Origin of the sequence: Desmonostoc muscorum LEGE 12446 (genome assembly GCF_015207005.2) — a bacterium.
Taxonomy (GTDB): Bacteria; Cyanobacteriota; Cyanobacteriia; order Cyanobacteriales; family Nostocaceae; genus Nostoc; species Nostoc muscorum.
In genome coordinates this window covers 8,538,809-8,556,571 of record NZ_JADEXS020000001.1, presented here as the reverse complement: position 1 = coordinate 8,556,571, position 17,763 = coordinate 8,538,809, and the positions used below count along the sequence as shown (strand labels likewise).

At 42.1% G+C, this 17,763-nt stretch carries 12 protein-coding genes; 4 read left to right on the top strand and 8 right to left on the bottom strand.

All coding sequences use genetic code 11. The annotated features are described in order from the left end of the window. Nucleotides 1-81: 81 nt before the first annotated feature. Complete coding sequence (locus IQ276_RS35100; RefSeq protein WP_235116255.1) at nt 82-522, top strand: DUF5895 domain-containing protein; 441 nt, start codon at nt 82-84, stop codon at nt 520-522. Here IQ276_RS35100 and IQ276_RS35095 read toward each other — a convergent pair. Continuing rightward, a complete protein-coding gene (locus IQ276_RS35095) occupies nt 497-1,351 on the bottom strand; it encodes an IS5 family transposase (RefSeq protein WP_235115308.1) in 855 nt (284 codons plus the stop codon). The genes IQ276_RS35100 and IQ276_RS35095 overlap by 26 nt on opposite strands. Before the next feature lie 51 nt (nt 1,352-1,402). Between IQ276_RS35095 and IQ276_RS35090 the strand changes: the two genes are divergently transcribed. Continuing rightward, on the top strand, nt 1,403-2,128 hold the full coding sequence (locus IQ276_RS35090; protein ID WP_235116254.1) for a DUF5895 domain-containing protein: 726 nt from the start codon (nt 1,403-1,405) through the stop codon (nt 2,126-2,128). Between the two features lie 98 nt (nt 2,129-2,226). Here IQ276_RS35090 and IQ276_RS35085 read toward each other — a convergent pair whose 3' ends face one another. The 4 genes from IQ276_RS35085 to IQ276_RS35070 form a co-directional block, all read right to left on the bottom strand. Beyond that, entirely contained in the window at nt 2,227-2,955 is a 729-nt protein-coding gene (locus IQ276_RS35085; RefSeq protein ID WP_235116253.1) for a hypothetical protein, read from the bottom strand. 3 nt (nt 2,956-2,958) lie between these two features. Continuing rightward, nucleotides 2,959-4,911, bottom strand: coding sequence for a M23 family peptidase (locus IQ276_RS35080; RefSeq protein WP_235116252.1), 1,953 nt, complete (start codon nt 4,909-4,911; stop codon nt 2,959-2,961). Nucleotides 4,912-5,024: 113 nt separating this feature from the next. Continuing rightward, nucleotides 5,025-5,333, bottom strand: coding sequence for a hypothetical protein (locus tag IQ276_RS35075; RefSeq protein WP_193914239.1), 309 nt, complete (start codon nt 5,331-5,333; stop codon nt 5,025-5,027). 670 nt (nt 5,334-6,003) lie between these two features. Next, entirely contained in the window at nt 6,004-7,215 is a 1,212-nt protein-coding gene (locus IQ276_RS35070; protein ID WP_190881523.1) for an RNA-guided endonuclease InsQ/TnpB family protein, read from the bottom strand. Nucleotides 7,216-7,625: 410 nt separating this feature from the next. On the opposite strand from IQ276_RS35070, the gene IQ276_RS35065 reads away from it, so the two are divergent. Further along, a complete protein-coding gene (locus IQ276_RS35065; RefSeq protein WP_193914241.1) occupies nt 7,626-8,168 on the top strand; it encodes a hypothetical protein in 543 nt (180 codons plus the stop codon). Between the two features lie 242 nt (nt 8,169-8,410). Beyond that, complete coding sequence (locus IQ276_RS35060) at nt 8,411-9,442, top strand: DNA polymerase (RefSeq protein WP_193914243.1); 1,032 nt, start codon at nt 8,411-8,413, stop codon at nt 9,440-9,442. A 21-nt stretch (nt 9,443-9,463) separates the two neighbouring features. On the opposite strand, the gene IQ276_RS35055 is transcribed toward IQ276_RS35060, so the two are convergent. The 3 genes from IQ276_RS35055 to IQ276_RS35040 all read right to left on the bottom strand — a co-directional run bounded on the left by IQ276_RS35055 (nt 9,464) and on the right by IQ276_RS35040 (nt 17,691). Then, on the bottom strand, nt 9,464-10,561 hold the full coding sequence (locus IQ276_RS35055) for an RNA-guided endonuclease InsQ/TnpB family protein (protein ID WP_228042841.1): 1,098 nt from the start codon (nt 10,559-10,561) through the stop codon (nt 9,464-9,466). 582 nt (nt 10,562-11,143) lie between these two features. Then, a complete protein-coding gene (locus IQ276_RS35045) occupies nt 11,144-11,308 on the bottom strand; it encodes a hypothetical protein (RefSeq protein WP_193914245.1) in 165 nt (54 codons plus the stop codon). Between the two features lie 332 nt (nt 11,309-11,640). Further along, on the bottom strand, nt 11,641-17,691 hold the full coding sequence (locus IQ276_RS35040) for a P-loop domain-containing protein (RefSeq protein ID WP_193914247.1): 6,051 nt from the start codon (nt 17,689-17,691) through the stop codon (nt 11,641-11,643). Between the last annotated feature and the right edge of the window lie 72 nt (nt 17,692-17,763).

The window sequence follows — 17,763 nt, the reverse complement described above, 5'->3', positions numbered from 1 at the left end:
AATTGCCTCATAAACAACGGTTGGTAACTAAGTTTTGAGGCTAACGCCTCATGCGTTGGGCAATCATATTTATGTAGTCCAATGGTTAAATCTAGGGTTTCAAACAACTCTAATCGCTCCAATCAATCTACTGCCAAAACTGCTGCTTCTAATCCCAAAGCTAACACCAAAACTCAAGCAGCCAATAAGAAAGCTCCTAACACTCAATTGTCAGACCTTGATATTGACGATATTGACCCAGAACTTCTCAGCGACAGTTATAACCAAGTTAGACGACCGTTACTGCCTTACGGCATTGTCGTTAATGACAAACCTGCCGGACTTCTAATTCCAGAAGACCAGCTAGAAAAGGCTGGCTGGCTTGATATGCCTGATGAAAACGACCTAACTATTGTCACCCTAACTGAAGATGTTACTGGACTCTTAATTACTCAAGCACGGTTACTGGTTTTAGCTTTTGTGCCAGAGTATATCCGTTATAGAACCCATTTGACATCTAAGAAGGTGCTGCAAGCCTCTTAATCATTAGCCTGATGAAGCAGATATTGAGTTTGGCAGTGGCACTAACCAGGGTTCGTTCAAAGTTCTTAACCAGAATTTTACAGCGCTCCATCCAAGCATTGGAGCGTTCGATCACCCATCTAGCTATTGCCGGAACAAATCCAGATTTTCCTTGTGCCGCTTTCTCTTGTTTTGAGGGTTTCGTAGAAAGTTGAAACTGAATTTTGGTCATGATCTCTGGGTAAATTCGCTCTAACTCCTGAGTCAAATATTCTGGGTGATACCCATGATCTAGCAGGATAGTAATCTTGGGAATATCGATAGGTTTTGACTTGAAGTAGTCGATGTTGAGAGTAAACATCTCAATTAATCCGGCATCATCCGAGACATTGGCGCGAGTACAGAGCGTAAAAAAGGGAAACCCAAGGGTGTCAATAGCCAAATGCCTTTTAATACCGTTGGTGGCTTTGTAGAAGCAAAAACCTTTCGACTCCACACTGGCGTTGCAGGTATTTTTCACTGCTTGGGAGTCAATGATGATCAATGTCGTCCAGTGCGGTTTTTTTTTTACCTGTTCACGCACTTGTCCATGTAAGACACTCATCAGTTCCTCAAATACCCCGGCTGCTCGCCACTGTTTGTAGTGCCAATATACAGTGGAATAAGGGGGGAGGTCTTTAGGTAAGTCTTGCCAATTGCATCCATTTTTTAGTTGATAGAGAATTCCATTGAAGATATCTCGCTTTGGCCAGTTGGTCGGTCGAGTCTGCTTCTTAGTCGGTAATATCTCTTGCAATAAGGGTTCAAAAATTTCCCATTCTGCATCAGTGAGGTTGCTGGAATACGCCATTAGTATTGGATTTTAGATGCTGAGGAGTACCTTAATTCAAAACCTCACAAGATGTCAAATGGGTTCTATAAGTCAGATGTTGAAGACTTGGGTGGTTCTTTTGTTGGGCTTTATGATGAATACAAGCATAACCTTGACAAGAAAACGATGGATGTGTGTTCAGAACATGCACTGGTGTTTCTGGATGAGGATAATCAACCCCTGCATACTACTCCTGTCGTTGTCCGCTTTAAGAATGTAGCTCTCTGGAGTTTTAAGTCGGTGCGTGAGGAGTTTTACCGTTCTTTGGAGAAAACCTTTGCTGACTATTTCCAAGTGCCATTTAGTGGCAAAAACGATAGGTGGCGTAGCTTAGGTGTGCTGTCAGTCGAGTTCAAAGCTGTCAAAGAGGGCGAAGGTAAGAATAAACACGACTGTTGTAAGACTGTAGATTATACCAAACCCACCGTTGAAAATCTGTCTCAATTTTATTTGGGTCAACCCACAGCTAAAGCCCTAATTTGGCAACAACATGATGCGATCGCTGGTTTTAATGAACCTCAATCCCTACCTGCTTTACCGGGAGAATCGGTATCTGTAGACGTGGAAATATTGCCACCAAACAAGAATAGGAACAAAACTCAAAGCGATCGTAAATCCAAACCAACGACCAAGCCACCTCGCAAAATTCAACTTATTGACGATGACGACTTCCTCGATGAAACCGACGATTTGGAAGCTGAATTAGACGATGATGATTTTGAGGAGGAAGACGATGAACTGGATGATGAGGAATAGTCCAATGCAACTATAGCGTCAATGAGAGTATGTCACATGAAAATACCCTGCCGTAGCTAAGATGACTATGGCAGAGTTTTCTTCTAGATTTCAAGTTATCAACTTTGGGAATTTTTACTATTAGTGAAAAGCTGACTATCAGCAAGTTGATAGCCAGTGCCATTGAAACAAAAATTCAATTGACGTAGCTGCTCTTGCTCGGTTTGCAGTACCTTAATGCACGGTAATGCCTGACCTCGGTTCTCTCCCACTGACAACAAATGCTTACCTGGTGGCAGATTGGAATTCAAGTAACTCAAGAATACCTGAGTAATTGGTTTGTCCTCTCTGAGCCAGTAACCAGTATGCAGACATCCCAAAGCACCACAGACATCAGGCGTATTCAAGTTGAAAATTGCGAACCTGCCGTCTTTTCCTTCCACACTCCAAGCCAGTATATTTTCAGCAGATGCTTTGGCATTCAACTCTGTATTTTCTACAATCACCTGTTCAATTACACGATCGGGCACAACATTAGCAGCTTTGTTCCAAGTAACGGTTGCCGTATTTAAGCTACAGCCCCCTAAGCTCATGAGAATCGACAGCAACAAAAAGATGCCCAAACCAATGCGAAACCAATGAATCCAGTAGCGTACCCTCATAGTCGGTGCTGGTAATTGATATGCAGTTGCCTTCAGTGGTTGAGACTGAGTAGGGGAGGCGGAGTCAGAATAAACTCCCTTTCCTTCCCCTGTTTGCCCAAGGTGTATTTTTGAATGCAACTCAGTATCAAGTATTTCTTTTATCTCATGGGGTGAGGTAATAGAGGTTTTAGATAAATCTGTCATACTCTACCTCCCATTTTCAGTATTTTTAGCAGTGCTGATGTAGCTATAATTTACATTGGGAGAACAGGTCAGCGTTCCATTATCGCTATTACTGTTGCGATAACTAGCTAAAGCGGTTTTGCCGTAATCTTTGAGACTGAGGCGACCGAGGGCATCTGAGCCATTTCCATCAACTTTGCTGTAATCACCACCAAAATGCTTTTGAGCCACTCGTTCAATTAGACGTTCGCCCGTAAATGGCTGTCCTGTAGCCGGATCGATTTGCTGTTGTGTCACTTGAATTTTGTTAGCCATATCAGCCATAAATGCCCTATCTTGGTCGGCTGGAGGAAAAAACTCAAATAGTTCAGCCTCTGTTGGTTGATGCCCTTGCTCCACTTGACTCAAGAACTTTTGACCTCCAGGCTTGGCAGCAATTAACTTCACTGCATAAGGGTTATAACTCATGAACTGGTAGCGACCGAGAGCGCGACCACAATTTAAACCCCCATCTGCACAGGTATGTATGCCAACTGCTTTGTAATCCCCGCTACCAGCACTCTCAATTTCCGCGATCGCATTTCCCAGCGATCGCAAATCAATACCGGAGAATGATTGATCTGTTATCGATTGACTACCATTACTGAACGCGCATGGATTAATTTTCTCTCTTACTCCAGTACGGTTGGTAATGCTAGCTTTAGGCTCTCTTGTAGCTCCAGTTGGTAAAGACGCAGTATTTGTCCTCTGTTCACTCAAATTGCCTACAAATATTAGGGAGTTAACCTTGTAGCTGAAAAAAGGAACAGGGCCGATAAAGTAAGGTGTACAACCCATTCGCCAAGCACAGAACCGAAAGAACAAAGCCGTATCTACCGTATCAGTAGTTTCATCCGGCTCCATTACCACCACCTTAAAAGCTTTACCAAACGGTAGCCTTCCTGTTGGTTCCCGACCGTTGTTCACTGCTTTCAGGATACCCCGCCCGCCCTCGACTTCTTGGTATTTACCGGAAATCCACTGTTTACCTTCTAACTTACTGCGATCGCTACGACCTGCATTTTCCAAATCGTCCAATTCTAAGTAAGCGCAGTCTTTTTTAGTACAAAGCACAGAAAACCCTTGCACGTCTGAACCAGAAATCGTATTGTTACGGCGGTTTTCTGCTGGCCCATGAACTACATCAATCCGCATTACCAAGCTACCAATTTCAGTGATGGGATTAGGCATTGATCCTAAAGGTACTCGTCCCAAACCAGGAATATCCTTAATAAAACTATTCATCCAACCTGTAAATTGTTGTAGCTGTACTGCATCTAAGTTAGGAATTGAAGAGATAGAAAACTCTGACAAGTCGATTTCTTCCAGCTTCATCTGCCCAACTTCATACTGTGTTAGTACCTGAGCTAGTGTTAAATTAGATGCAACAATTCCCTTTGATTTTAGTAAGGTTGCAACAGGTGTAATATTGTTTACTTGTGTCTTAGCTAATTCTGGAACAACCTGAGCTAAATGGCTCAATGTCTGCTCCCCAATCAGGGGAAATTCACTCAAGGCAATTTTGTTTAAATCTATACTGTTAATGTCTGTGTTCGCCTCTGGTTGTGTGCGTAGAGTAGCGATCGCCTGTAAAGAAAACTCCTCTGCCTGCAATGCTTCACTGATATCTCCTAACTTCAAATATTGGTCAGGAGTCATACCCACATTCCAAGTGCGACTCAGGTCATAACCTAGTGTTTGACTGTAGGGACTGCCATCAATTGCACCAGATTGACTGATACCTGGTAGCTGGGCCAGAGAAATGCGGCTCCAGTCTGGCAGCAAAACTTTAGTAGCAGGTAGTCGAGACTGAGGATTTGCAACTTCTACAATTCGAGTCGGTAAATTGCCATCACCAATTGTGGCTTGTGCAGCGATACTATAAATAATACAAGTAATGACAACAAGAAGAGATATCCATACTTTTGGTATCTTCATAATTCCAGGTTTAAAAATGACAGCAAATAGACCCCACTAAGCAAAGTTATTTATTGAATAAAAACCCAATTACTTGTTGCTTATGGGGTATAGGAAGAGAGTGAAAATATGACTTATAACTCTAGCTCTGGGGATGCTGACTGTTGATTTTTCTTAGACTTGTAACCGGAGCCAGAGCCATATCCTGGTAATTGAGGATTGGGATTAGCAGCCGATTCAGTGTAAGGTGTATCCCCAAGATTAATTTCAAAAATATTCTCTTGATAACCATCCCTAAATTGGTCTGCTTGCCAGGGATTACTACTATCTCCAGAACTTAATTGCTCAACACCGTAACATAAAGATTGATAGCCACTGCCAGACTGATAATTACTACTGTCGTCAGTATCAAGATTTTGGTTAATTGTAGGTTCGTTATTCATTGGCATTACCTAAAAAAGCTGTATCAATGCCAGCATAAAAAGATTTATCTAATATCAGCATTCACCTATTGGACATTAATTTTTTAGCCGATTGGCTATTTTGGGTGATGCGCTCATATCGAGATGAAAAATGGAGCAAATGAATTTGATTCCACCAGAAGTAATGGCAGAAATCAGTAATGCTAATAGTACCAAACTGCCAGATAACACCCGAAAAATGCTGCAAATTCTGGCAAGTTTAAATACACCAAAAGAATTATTAGCAAGTCTTTTGGAAATAGCTGAATTTTCCCTACATCATGTTCGCTACCTTGCAGGGCCATTGGTAATTCATCGCAGTCCTTGGAGTGATACGATTCCCCAATGGCTGAAGTTTGCTTGTATTCAGGAGCGATTGGAACTTATCTTCACTGAATACGAACAGGATCAAGTTGGTGTTTCCAGCACAGCCACAGAAGTTCTTACCTACATGATGCCTGCAACTTACGAAGCACCTCTGCATAGGGACTACGCTGACCTTTATCTTTGGGTAGGTAATGAAGTTTTAACCAAATACGATAAATTACCAAAGGGTTGCAAGAGTTTTTATGATTTTCTAGGTGATGGTGATACGAACAATGCCAGCAATAATCGCATCATTCATTTTAATCAGTTGACACTCCCCGAATTTCTAATTCGGGGATTCTTGCTTCAAAGGGATTCCAATGAATTTACCCTCAGCAAGCATCTTGACCGTTTGCCCAACGGCTGCAAGTCCTCTTTTAAGAACTACTTGTGCGGCTGCTACATCCCGATCTGTGGTATAGCCACAATTTGAACAAACATGAGTACGTTCTGAGAGTTCTTTCTTGCCTGTCTCAACACTACAACTCGGACAAATCTGGCTGGTTTTGCGACTGTCTACTTTTTGGAAATAAACACCACGCTTGAAACAGGTTTGCTGTAGTATGTTGAAGAATTGCCCAAACCCAGCATCTAGGCAGTGCTTACCCAAGATTCCGCGAGATAAGCTAACTAAATTTAAATCTTCAACAAATACCATTCCAGCATTGTTGCAGATTTGGTGAGACAGTTTTCTATGCCAGTCTTTACGACAGTTGGCAACGTACTCATGCAATGAAGCAACTTTCTTAATAGCTTTGTACCAATTGTTCGAGCCTAATTGTTTTCTTGAGACACGCTGTTGCAGCAATTTAAGCTTGCGTTCGGTATCTACAAAAAACTTTGGACGCAAGACTTGTAGCCCATTAGAAGTTGCAATAAAGCTTGTTAGTCCTACATCTATCCCTACCGCTTCCCCATGTGGCAAAGGCTTCGGTACAGATACATCCCATTGAACAGTTAGCATCACGTACCATCCAGAAACCCGTTTCACTACACGGGCAAGTTTTACTACGCCACCATCAGGTATTGCTCGTGATTGACGAAACTTAACCCAACCAATCACAGGCAAATTAACCATTCCCGGATTCAACCTCTGACACTGTATTTGTGGGAACACAAAAGACCGCATCCTTCCAAGTTTTTTGAATCGGGGGAATCCGTGGTTTCTCTCCCACATTGCCACAAATGCCACCTCAAGGCGTTTTAGGGTTTGCTGCAAAACCTGAGACTGTACTTTCTTGAGTTCAGGAAAGTCTTTTTTGGCAGCAGTTAACGCTTTGCACTGGCTGGCATAGGTTGGACGAGAAGTGTCAGCAGGAATAATATATTCATGTTTGAGCGAACAAGCGTTAATCCGACAACTACGCGACAAATACCAATCCTTACGTTCAGCCAAAGCATAGTTATAGACACGACGATTAATTTCTAACCAGTCTTCAAATATCTGAGCCTGTGCATGGGTTGGCTTTAACTTAAATTCGTATGTCAGATTAAACAATTGTTTATCACCTCCTCTGAGATTATAAACCGTACCTACGCTTTGTAAATATTCCAGCCAAATAAATTTGGCACATTCGCTTATATCCCCCAGTTAGAAAGACGGGGGCTTTACGCATCACGACTCGTAAAAAATGAATTCAACTATCTTAGCAGGTCAATTCGACGCAGCATAGTTAAACACGCAGCACAAGAGGGGTGGGGTAAGCGTAATGTCAATGCCTTGCCTAACTTAGATTCGACCCAAAGCACTCCAACTCCTAAACCTTCATCAAATTCAACTGTGCAAATTAGCTTGTTCTGAATTTTAAAAAAATCCTCAGTCTATTCAAATTTTCATCTGAGGATTTTTCTGTTAAATGGAAGCGATCGCTTCTTTAATTATGAACATAAAATTTCAAGTTAGTCATCATGAATACTCAACAAATTCAAGAAGTTTTAACTCATCTCATCATTGGAATTACAGCCTTATATACCATTGTAATGGTCGTTGATTTCGTTGTGGGAATAGTCCATCTGTGGCAGAAATTTACAGTCAACATCGAAAACACAACATCTGAAAAATCACACCTGGAATCTATTGATATTAAGAAATCTCTCAAGTTAAAAAATCAAAATCAATCAACTAACCATATTACATCAAAACCAGAACCTCAACCAGACAACTTTATTAGCATTGATGTAGACAAAATTGATTTACGGACAGCCAGAAAAATTGCTACTGCCATAAAAAAAGCTTCAACATCCAATCCTGACTTAATTATTAAACAAAAAGTCAACAGTAAAAGTGTTCCTTTAGCCTGGTTGCAAGCACAGATTAAGCATCGTTTAGAACTGGCACCAGAAATTGTCACACCCATTATTAGAGAATTGGCTCCTACTGCTTTGACATCTGTTCGAGAGAATATTCAGCATTCTAACATTGCAAAAACAGGTAAACGTAAAGTCAGTTAATCATATAAAGAGAGGAATATCGATATGGCGGTTATCGCTCGGATGAGAAGACAAAAGTACTTGCTGTATAATCTTCCCAGCAAAGTTTTTGTATCTCCCTCAACTGCACACCGCTATAGTATTACCTCTCTTTAATAGGTTTTCAAATCTTTGTATAAAACTAAATATTTTGAAGTTGGTACATATACAAGCTATCGCTTGCTTTAAACCAACTCAAGCAACTCCGTATTGCTAGTTCTCAGATGTCATTGCTGCCAGAACTGACAGATGCAGTCAACCCGAATTCACCTCAGCAAGTTTTGGCTGCTCTACAAGCTATTGGTATTAAAATCAACTCAACTAATCAAAGTAAATTAGTTTCTTTAGCTGCACAGTATCCCATAATTCAAGCATTGCTAGATTACCGCCGTCTATCCAAAATTATCGGCACTTTTACCGAGAAACTACCCCAGCATATCCACCCCAAAACTGGGAGAATTCATCCCAACTATTATCAATTAGGGGCAAAATCCGGTAGATTTTCTTGCCGCAAACCACCTCTACAAAATATTCCCCGTGATGAAGCCGCTCGTAGCTGCTTCATTGCTGCCCCTGGCTATAAAATTATCAAAGCCGATTACTCCCAAATAGAACTACGAATTATGGCTCGGCTTAGTGGTGATACAAAGATGTGCCAAGTCTATCGCCAGGGGGCTGACTTACATCGATTAACAGCATCTTTAGTAACTGGAAAATATATCAATGAAGTGACTGAGGAAGACCGCAGACTAGCAAAAGCAATAAACTTTGGATTGATTTTTGGTATGGGCGCTGCCAAACTCCAAATTTACGCCCAAGTAAAATATGGGGTGGCAATGACATTAGAACAAGCAAAAGCTTTCAGTCAACGATTCTTTGAAGCTTATCCTGGAATAGCTAGGTGGCATGAAAACATCAAACGTAAATACATCCAAGGCATTAAGGAAAGTCGTACACTAGCAAATAGACGACGGAGATGGGTAAACAAGCCCCGACTATCAGAGCTATTTAACCATCCAGTACAAGGTTTAAATGCCGACATCAACAAATTAGCTATGGTAAAACTTTCAAATCCATTAGCTAAATTCAGAACAAAACTCATCTGTGTAAGACATGATGAAATTGTACTGGAATGTCCAGAGACTGAAGTTGACCAAGTTAGCCATATATTACACAATTGTATGGTTGCTGCTGCCCAAAAGTTTCTCAGTCCTATTCCAGTTGTTATAGATATTGACATCCTCCCCAACGTATAGACGAATGGGGATTCCTAAGAATCACTTCTTAGGTTTTCTGGTTGCTCCCAAAAGGGTTTTCGGCACTTGGCTAGGTATCTCTACCCCCGCTAGTTCGCCTGCACAGACAGTTTCCATTCCCCGATTGTCCACGGGTACTACATTCAATCCACGCAACAACACCATCTCGGCAGCCGCATGATCTCGATGAGTTCGATAACCACATTCAGGACAAATATGCTCTCTTTCGGAGAGTGGCTTTGTCACAGTCGCTTGACAACGCGGACAAGTCTGGCTAGTGCCGTTGGGATTGACGCGCATGAAAAATACGCCCCGTTTCCAACACACCCATTTAAGCAAGTCCAAGAATGCACCGAACGAAGCATCAACGCATTCTTTGCGGAGCATCCCTCGGTTAAGACCAACCGTGTTGAGGTCTTCTGCAAAGATAGTTTCAGCTTGGTCACAAAGCTTGTGAGCGGTTTTGAGATGGAAATCCTTGCGTTTATCGGCAATGTGATGGTGTAACCGCGCTACTTTGATTTGAGCTTTTTCCCAATTAGCAGAACGTTTTTGTTTTCTTGCAGCCCGACGTTGCAGCAATTTCAGCTGGCGATGCTGGGATTTCAAGAATTTAGGGCGTTCAAAAAAGCTACCATCCGACACAGTTACAAATCTTTCCAATCCAAGGTCAATTCCTATTGCTCTACCATGAACGGGAACATCGGGAACCGACACATCAGATTGAATCGAAACAACCACATACCATTGTGTTCCACGAGCTTTAGACAATACCCTCACCTGTTTGACGCTAAATCCTTGAGGAATTGGACGGCTCAGGCTAATCGGAATGCTGCCAATTTTAGGCAAAGTAATTTCAAATCCGTTGATGGGATTGTCAAGAAACTGTGGAAACACACTCATATTTGAACTGCCCAAACTTTTTGAACCTTGGAAAACCAAAACCACGCTTTTGAAAAGACTCCCAAGTATCATGCAATCTACGAATCGTGGTTTGCAACACTTGAGAATGAACGTTTTTGAGTTCTGTCCAAGATTCTTTAAGTTTGGGCAAATCGTTTTGCTGACGATGATAGGACGGAAAAGGAGTGTTAGCGGGAATAATGTACTCTCGCTCAATCGAACACCTGTCTATCATACATTTACGCGAATTTATCCAATCTTTCAACTCGCGCAAAGCACGGTTGTAAACTTTGCGCGACGTTTCTAACCATTCAAGCATTAATGCCGATTGGTCAGTATTTGGATAAATTCGGTAAGTGTAATTTATTGTCAGCATACATATAAGTATTTTACCATATAGATATACCAGTGGTAACGCTATGCCAAACAAGAGATTGACAATTTCTCGGACACCCACAAGGGGTGTACCTCGCAATTGTCCGAAGCACTATCCCCACTCTAGGCACTATTTCTGGCTATTCCTAAATCGTTATTCTAGCCATTATAAATAACGGAACTATTTTAACTATATCTGCTTACGCAGATTGAGAGTGAATCCAGAGTTTAAAACCCGCTTACTTGGGTTCAGTTTTTGTGTCTATAAACTCTGTGACTGACAAATACCTGATGTAATAAATGAGTTAAAAATCTACATATTTGAGGTGTATTAATGTCTAATCCCCGGATTTTAGGGGCAAGAGAAATTCATCTAATTTCACTCTACAGTCACTGGGAATTTGGTATGAAACCAGAAGAATTTTATGCCAATTTTTGTTCTAAAGAGTCCAAACGTTTATCTTCATTACCAGCAATTGCATCAAGGTCATCTAGAGAACCATCTAGGTATAGCTCAATAAAACGGGTGAGCGTTGCTGTTGCCGTCGTGCCTTTCGAGTTGCAACGGGCGATAAACTGCTCCCACATTTTTTGATCACAGTTGAAAGATGCTAGCTTCTTTGTTCTCCCTGTATTGCTCATATCTAGGTAATGTCTAGGTAATATCTAGGTAAACTAGTCCGCGGACAGGAACAACTGAGCGTGTTTCCATCTTGATAACTACCTTGACACTATCATTATGAGCGTATGAGTGCGATGGCCTAACCGCCCGTCGGAGGCGATGCCTTCTGGAGTGAGACTGTCCATCAAAGAATTATTTGTCAGTTTTAAATAATTACTGTCAAGCCACTCGTTTTTTGGGTTTTGTGCAATTAGAGTTATGCTCTAGCTCCTCAAATTTCAGTTTTAAACAATTAATGTCACTCATTTCCCAAACTCCGTTGTACTTGTCTCACTTCAATAGGCGACCATTTAGATAGTTGTCGTATCTGTTCAAAGATATCTGGACGTACAATTAGGTCACAACCTTGTAATATAGGAATCTCCTCGTTCAGTCCATCACCCACAGGTCGTACATTCCACCAGCGAAAACTTACAGCGCAAACCCCCTGGCTATCTACAAGTTCCAAGCGGCTAGGCCATTTATTAACGAGATGTAAACTACAACGCCTAGCTAACTGAGGTGGCAGCATCATGACAGGGCGATACCCCAAAAAATCCTGCACCCATTTCAAGCCAACAAGTGGCCCATGAAAACCTTGTGGTTGAAGTAATATATAATCGTTTTGCCAGTCCCACCACGCTTCTTCATTTCCGTATCCAAAAGGTAACATATTTTGTTCAAAAAAATTCTGTTCCCTCTCAAACATGACACCTGCAAATATAGTTACTTCATTGCTTAAATCACCAAGGACTTTTTCCTCAAACAATAACTGGCGCTCGTAATATCCACAGCGATACCAACCGTTATATTCATCTTCATTTGAGATGGCAATGGCGGGAGAAAGGCCTGATTGCTGAAGACTAGGTAAAGGTAATAATGGACGTATAACGCGACTATGCCAACGTGCTATTTGTAACTTCAGGCGTGGCGTAACTCGTTGTTGAATTACAATGGCAGAGCTAGGTGTCCATTCTCCCTCAGCCCAAAGTTGGGACTCAATTCCATTGAGGACTTCATGAAAAACACATTCAAAAATTTCTTTTTCCCAGAAAAGTAATGGGGTTGATGGCATATTATTTCTTACACGACTTTGTGCCGCCTCGTGACGAGATTGCGCCCGCATCTTATAACTTTCTGTTCTTTCCCAAAGCTGATTGAAATGTAACGCAACCTGATGTGAAAATGAAGGCCAAATTTCTGAAACGGTATCAACCCTTTCTCCCCAATCAAGCGATAAAATTGCATTTTCTTGGCGTGAAGTCAGTGTCGATTTTACTGGATTTACTGCCGTTAATTGGGTGTTTCTTAGAGTAAGGCCAATTCGTTCAAGGAGAGCCTGCGCTAATATGCGTATACCAAAAATGTCACATCGAGATAGCTCTAAGAGTTCATTTTGAAGCGCAACTGAGATTGGGTAGGGAGGGCATTCTGAATTACTAAGTAGCTGAAGTATTGTTATGACTGAAGTAATGGGCGTATCTAAACGCAGAGATTCCCGCAATGGTGCAATGGTTGACGTGGGAAGATACGAAAACAAAGCAGCCAAACCTGATAGGGCTGTTACTTTTCGCTCTAGCTCCGGATGGGTCACACGAGCCAGCAGTACTGACACAAGACCCTCATCTATTGACCATAAGGGTGTCTCCTCTGGCACATAGGGAATAAACGGTCCACTCACTGCCTTATGACTGGGTAGCCTGTGCTGAATAACTTCAAACGCAGCCTCCCAACATTGGAAAGCTACATTTGTCATCCTTTGTGCTGCAAAAAATTGGATTAAGTGACGTGTAATACCGCTAACATATGTCTTCTCAAGAAAGTGAGCAACTTCATTTGCTAAATAATGCAAGGCTATATCCTGAGATAAGGTGATAGCATGCATAAGCCAAGGAAGATGTTTAGAGCCTCCTAACTGAAGCCAGCCACCACCGTCCCGAGAATAGCAGTATGCAAAAATAAATGTAATTGAAGCGATTTGTTTATAACCGTGTCTTTCTAAACCTTCTGCTACATCTGCAATTAATACGGCATCTTCATAAAAATGATGTTCGCGACAGAAGTAATGTAAAAGGTGGATAGCTTCGTCTTCTGCACCTTTATCCAGCAATTCAACAAGTCGATAACCAAAAGCATTGATAAATTTGCTGTAATCTCTCTTTTCCAATGAAGATTGGTTACAAACAAACCGTAATCCCTTCATCAAATCTAAAGGTGAAGCCTCAAAGGGAAAAATTGGCGGCTCAACAAAAATCGAGGAAAGTCTTGTTTGCTTTTCTCGGTATGTACGTTCAGATTTATTCTCTTCATCTCCAATTATGCATCGCCCTGGTGGTAGAGGAATGTTATAAATAGCTGAAAAGTCTTGCAGCTGCTCCCAGACTGCGGGGTTGAACTTTCTAGAGTCCCCCTGTATTTGCGCTGCTAGCAAACGAAAATGGTGTTGACCGATTTCCGGATTGATTTTGAGGAGTCGCTCAATCACAGCCAGTCGTCTCTTAGCCAATGTATCCTGCCCGTCAATTGGGCAAGTTGCCTCTAAGAAAACAAGAATTAATGGATTCCCTATAAGCTGTGTATTATCAACTACATCTTCCAAAGCACTCTCAAGCCGCCAGTCAATGACGCCACCGTATAAGACTAGCGAACGGGCTAGTAAAACTAATCCAGCAACTGGATCAACTTTGCACAAAGCTGCATACCAAGCACCATGTGCATACTCAACCCTTTCAGTATGTTCCACAACGGTATCTACAAGGGGTTGTACTACTTTAAAAGCAGTGCGAGTACGTTGCAAATCTACTTCCCCAAGTGCTGGTAGGCTCCATAACAATTCAGAAATGGTGCTGTCTTTACGAAAACCATATGCACATAAGTAAGTGGCAACAGACTGCCATTTAGTCCTAGCAGCATCTACTTTTATCCCTGCAACTAGTGCTTGAATAAGGTACATCTCATAAGATGCATGTACCTCATAAAATCGACCTATTTTCTCTGCCTGTTGCACTAAAAGCTCAATAATTTTAAGAGTAGATTCATGTACTGACTGATTTGATGCGTAAGGCAGCAGTAGTTTAATCAAGACTTCTGGAGCAATTGGACCTATAGAAGATTTTTCATAACCATTTGTTTCGCTTGAAATCTTGAAAAGATAATTTAATACTTTCTCCCATTGCTGTGTTCCCTGTAACAAGTGGAGAGCGCGAGCAATAGATTGATGAATAATTTCCCTGATTGAATACAGGTCAATAGCTCGAGGCTCGCCCTTAAAGGGATGTGTGTCACTAGACAAGTTCTTAATAGCCTCAAAGAGTTCGGACTGCGCGGCTACTAAGTCTAGTTTAGCTTTAACTTCAGCCTCCGATAGAGACACAATAAAACATAGCCAGTTTTTATACCAACTGCCTCTACCTATTTTTTTTCTTACTTCATAGAGCAGTGTTGGGTCAGTAGCAGCCGCAATCCCAACAGCAGCTACCCAAGAACGCATAGGTGCTTCTTCAAAATATTTGCGTTCGCAATCAAATTCGGTAATTGTCTTTGTAAGTTCGGGGTAGCACTTCATTATCTCATTTGGTGTCGCACCCATACTAAGGCATTCAAAAGCCAAATCTATGGAAACTCGGCTCTGCACAGCTTGTGTTGCAACTTCTCTCGCCGCTTGTGCATTAACCTCCACCTCAAGAATCCTCGCTAGTTCGACCCTTACCACGGATACTACTTCATCTGTTATATGTGACGCTCTCAACAAAGGCTTAAGTACATCTGAACCACCAAATTGCGCTAACCGCCTGAGAACGCCTCTCAAGTAGCTAATTGGCGGTTCCTTAACATCTACAAGCCAGTCCGATAGTCGCTGGCACATTGCTTCAACTCCATAAAGTCGAACCAAACCATGAAACCTGGCGATAGCGGCTTGCTCCCAACTAGAATCTTGGCTGTCATCCTCAACCTCATTTTTTCGCTCTAGCTCTAGGTATTCACTCCAAGGGGGCGTTTGTCCAGCATCATCACACAGTGAACACAAAATCAGCCCTTGTTTGGCTGGTAAGGTTGCTCGACCTTCAAAAAGCAACCGCTCAACCAAGGCATCCATCCCGAACACCTCGCCAAAAGTTCGACCGTACAATTCGTACAAGTCAAAATCTCTGAGTTTTTCTTCAAAACAAGTGTAATTAGAGCGATGAAGCTCTGCCAAACGGGTAAGGCTTACCCAATCCAGTTCCTCTGCTGCTACGTCAGTAGCGAGCATTAGGTTTGCTTGAATTGCAGACTGCGGATGTCCAAATTCCACGCTGCGAGACACGAAATCGAAACTTATCAAATCAAGGATATCTTTCTTGCGGTCTGCACGACGCAAGCAGGGCAGTAGAAAACGATATGCTTTTGAATCTTTGTAGAAGCCGCGCTGTGTCAGCCAATCTATAACTGGGGTAATGATGCTGACTAATGTAATCCCCTGCGAACGCAGACGTTCAATAATAAAACGGCGAAAACTTTCGTGGTAAATCCTCACCCCCCCCTGAGATGTCACCTGTTTGAGAATTGGTGAGAGGTGGTTAAGTGCAGACGGGATATAATGTGCAAGTAAAGGAAAAATTTCCTGTAGTTCTTTTATAGTCAGTCCGTAGTCGATAAGTCCGAGCAAATCTGCTACTATCTGGCTAGCTCCTACAGGTTGTGCAGTTTGCAGTAGATAGTCATAGTAACAAGAAATGCTTCCAGCAATAACAGGGGCCTCTCGCAATGATGCAATTGGTTCAACTGCACTACTATCATTAAGTTTGGCTAAAAGTTCCCGGCATAAAAAGGTTGCGTATAGAGGATTACCTTCTGAACGCTCATAAAGTACGGTGGTAAATTCTTTCTCAATGTCAGCAAAACCAGCCTCACTTAGCCTGTTCAAAACTCCTAACCGATTTGCTAGGTTAGTGGTTTCCTCAAAACTCCAATCTTGTATTGTGATATTCTTTCCTACACCAGCCAATGGGTCTAAATGGCTGCCGGGTTGTGAGCCCATCACCAAACATACACCTGGAGGTAGATTGAGTGCCGCCAATTCTTTAACAATATCTGTGTCTTTGGGAGCAAGTGTTGGTGATTCGCTGAGGACACGCGAAATATGATCAATGCCGTCAATAATTAGGACAATCCGACCTGTTGCACTTAGCTTAATTGCATTTACCAATATATTTTCAAGCTCTCGTGAGCCAACTGAGTAGATGGGGCGGTGCTTTTCCCTTAAAGAAGACTCGGAACTTATAAGTTCATAGATCAGGTTGGCAAAAAGTACATCGGTTGTAATGCGTTTTTGGACATCTGGATCTCCTGGCTCTAAATAGCAGTAATGCTTCGCTACTAAGTGTCCAGCCTCCTTTAGTTGCTCGGCAAGACAGGTAAGAGTCCACGATTTGCCAGAACCAGGAGATCCAGTAAAAACAATAACGGGTTGCGTCTCAACCTGATTGTGGAGGGTTTCTAACAGGGAGACTCGATTGACAAGCTCTGATTTAACCAGCGGAAACTGTTGAGCCACTTTCCCATAGTCTGTCCTTAACCGAAGCTTGGCTACTACTTCTGATGGCTTAAGAGTTTGCCCACCTGCTCGAGCCTGGGAAGCAATTTCACTGAGACTGAATGCAACATCTACAACATTTCTTTCCTGATTCGGATACTGACCAACACCTATATCGTTTACTAAGAGACGGAGCAACATCTGTTCAAGCGTTCCAGGGTTACTTAAATCTCCTGAAAACGAAGGACATTCGAGTTCAATCACAAATCGGGCTGTAAAATCAAGGAAATCTTGTTGTGATAAATTAAATTCTGCTGCTCTTTTGGGCTTCCAAGAAAATTTGCCCCCTTCTGGCCAAATTAAATCACCACGCAATCGATACAGCCTTGTTGGATGTCCAACAAAAGATGGTTCAGCAGGAATCTCCTCAAGCAGAGCCACTAGCTTTGGATCTCTAGGACGCGACCATGTAGCACAAAGCCGATATTCATCTGCTACAGCCGAACCTGCACTTTTAAAGCAAGCAATAAGGTCGTCTATCCGTAAATCTTTGCGTTGGGTAATTAAGTCTTCAATCTCAAAAATGCGCGTTGCATCAGCACTATGCTTAAACTGCCGCCGAACAAGCCTGGAGTCAGCACGAATTGCTAAATCGTCAAACCGATCTCCCTCGTACTCCTTTCGGTCAACCGTAACTTCATCAAATTGATAAATTAGACTCTGGGCAAGAAAATAGGCAGTTGCCAGATCCTGGTATTGATATCCACGATGTGCTGAACCAAGACCACTGGCCATTAACCTTATCCATTCGACTTTAAGTATTATGGCATTGGTTCTTTAGAGACGACAAAACTCTAAAGTTTAAGA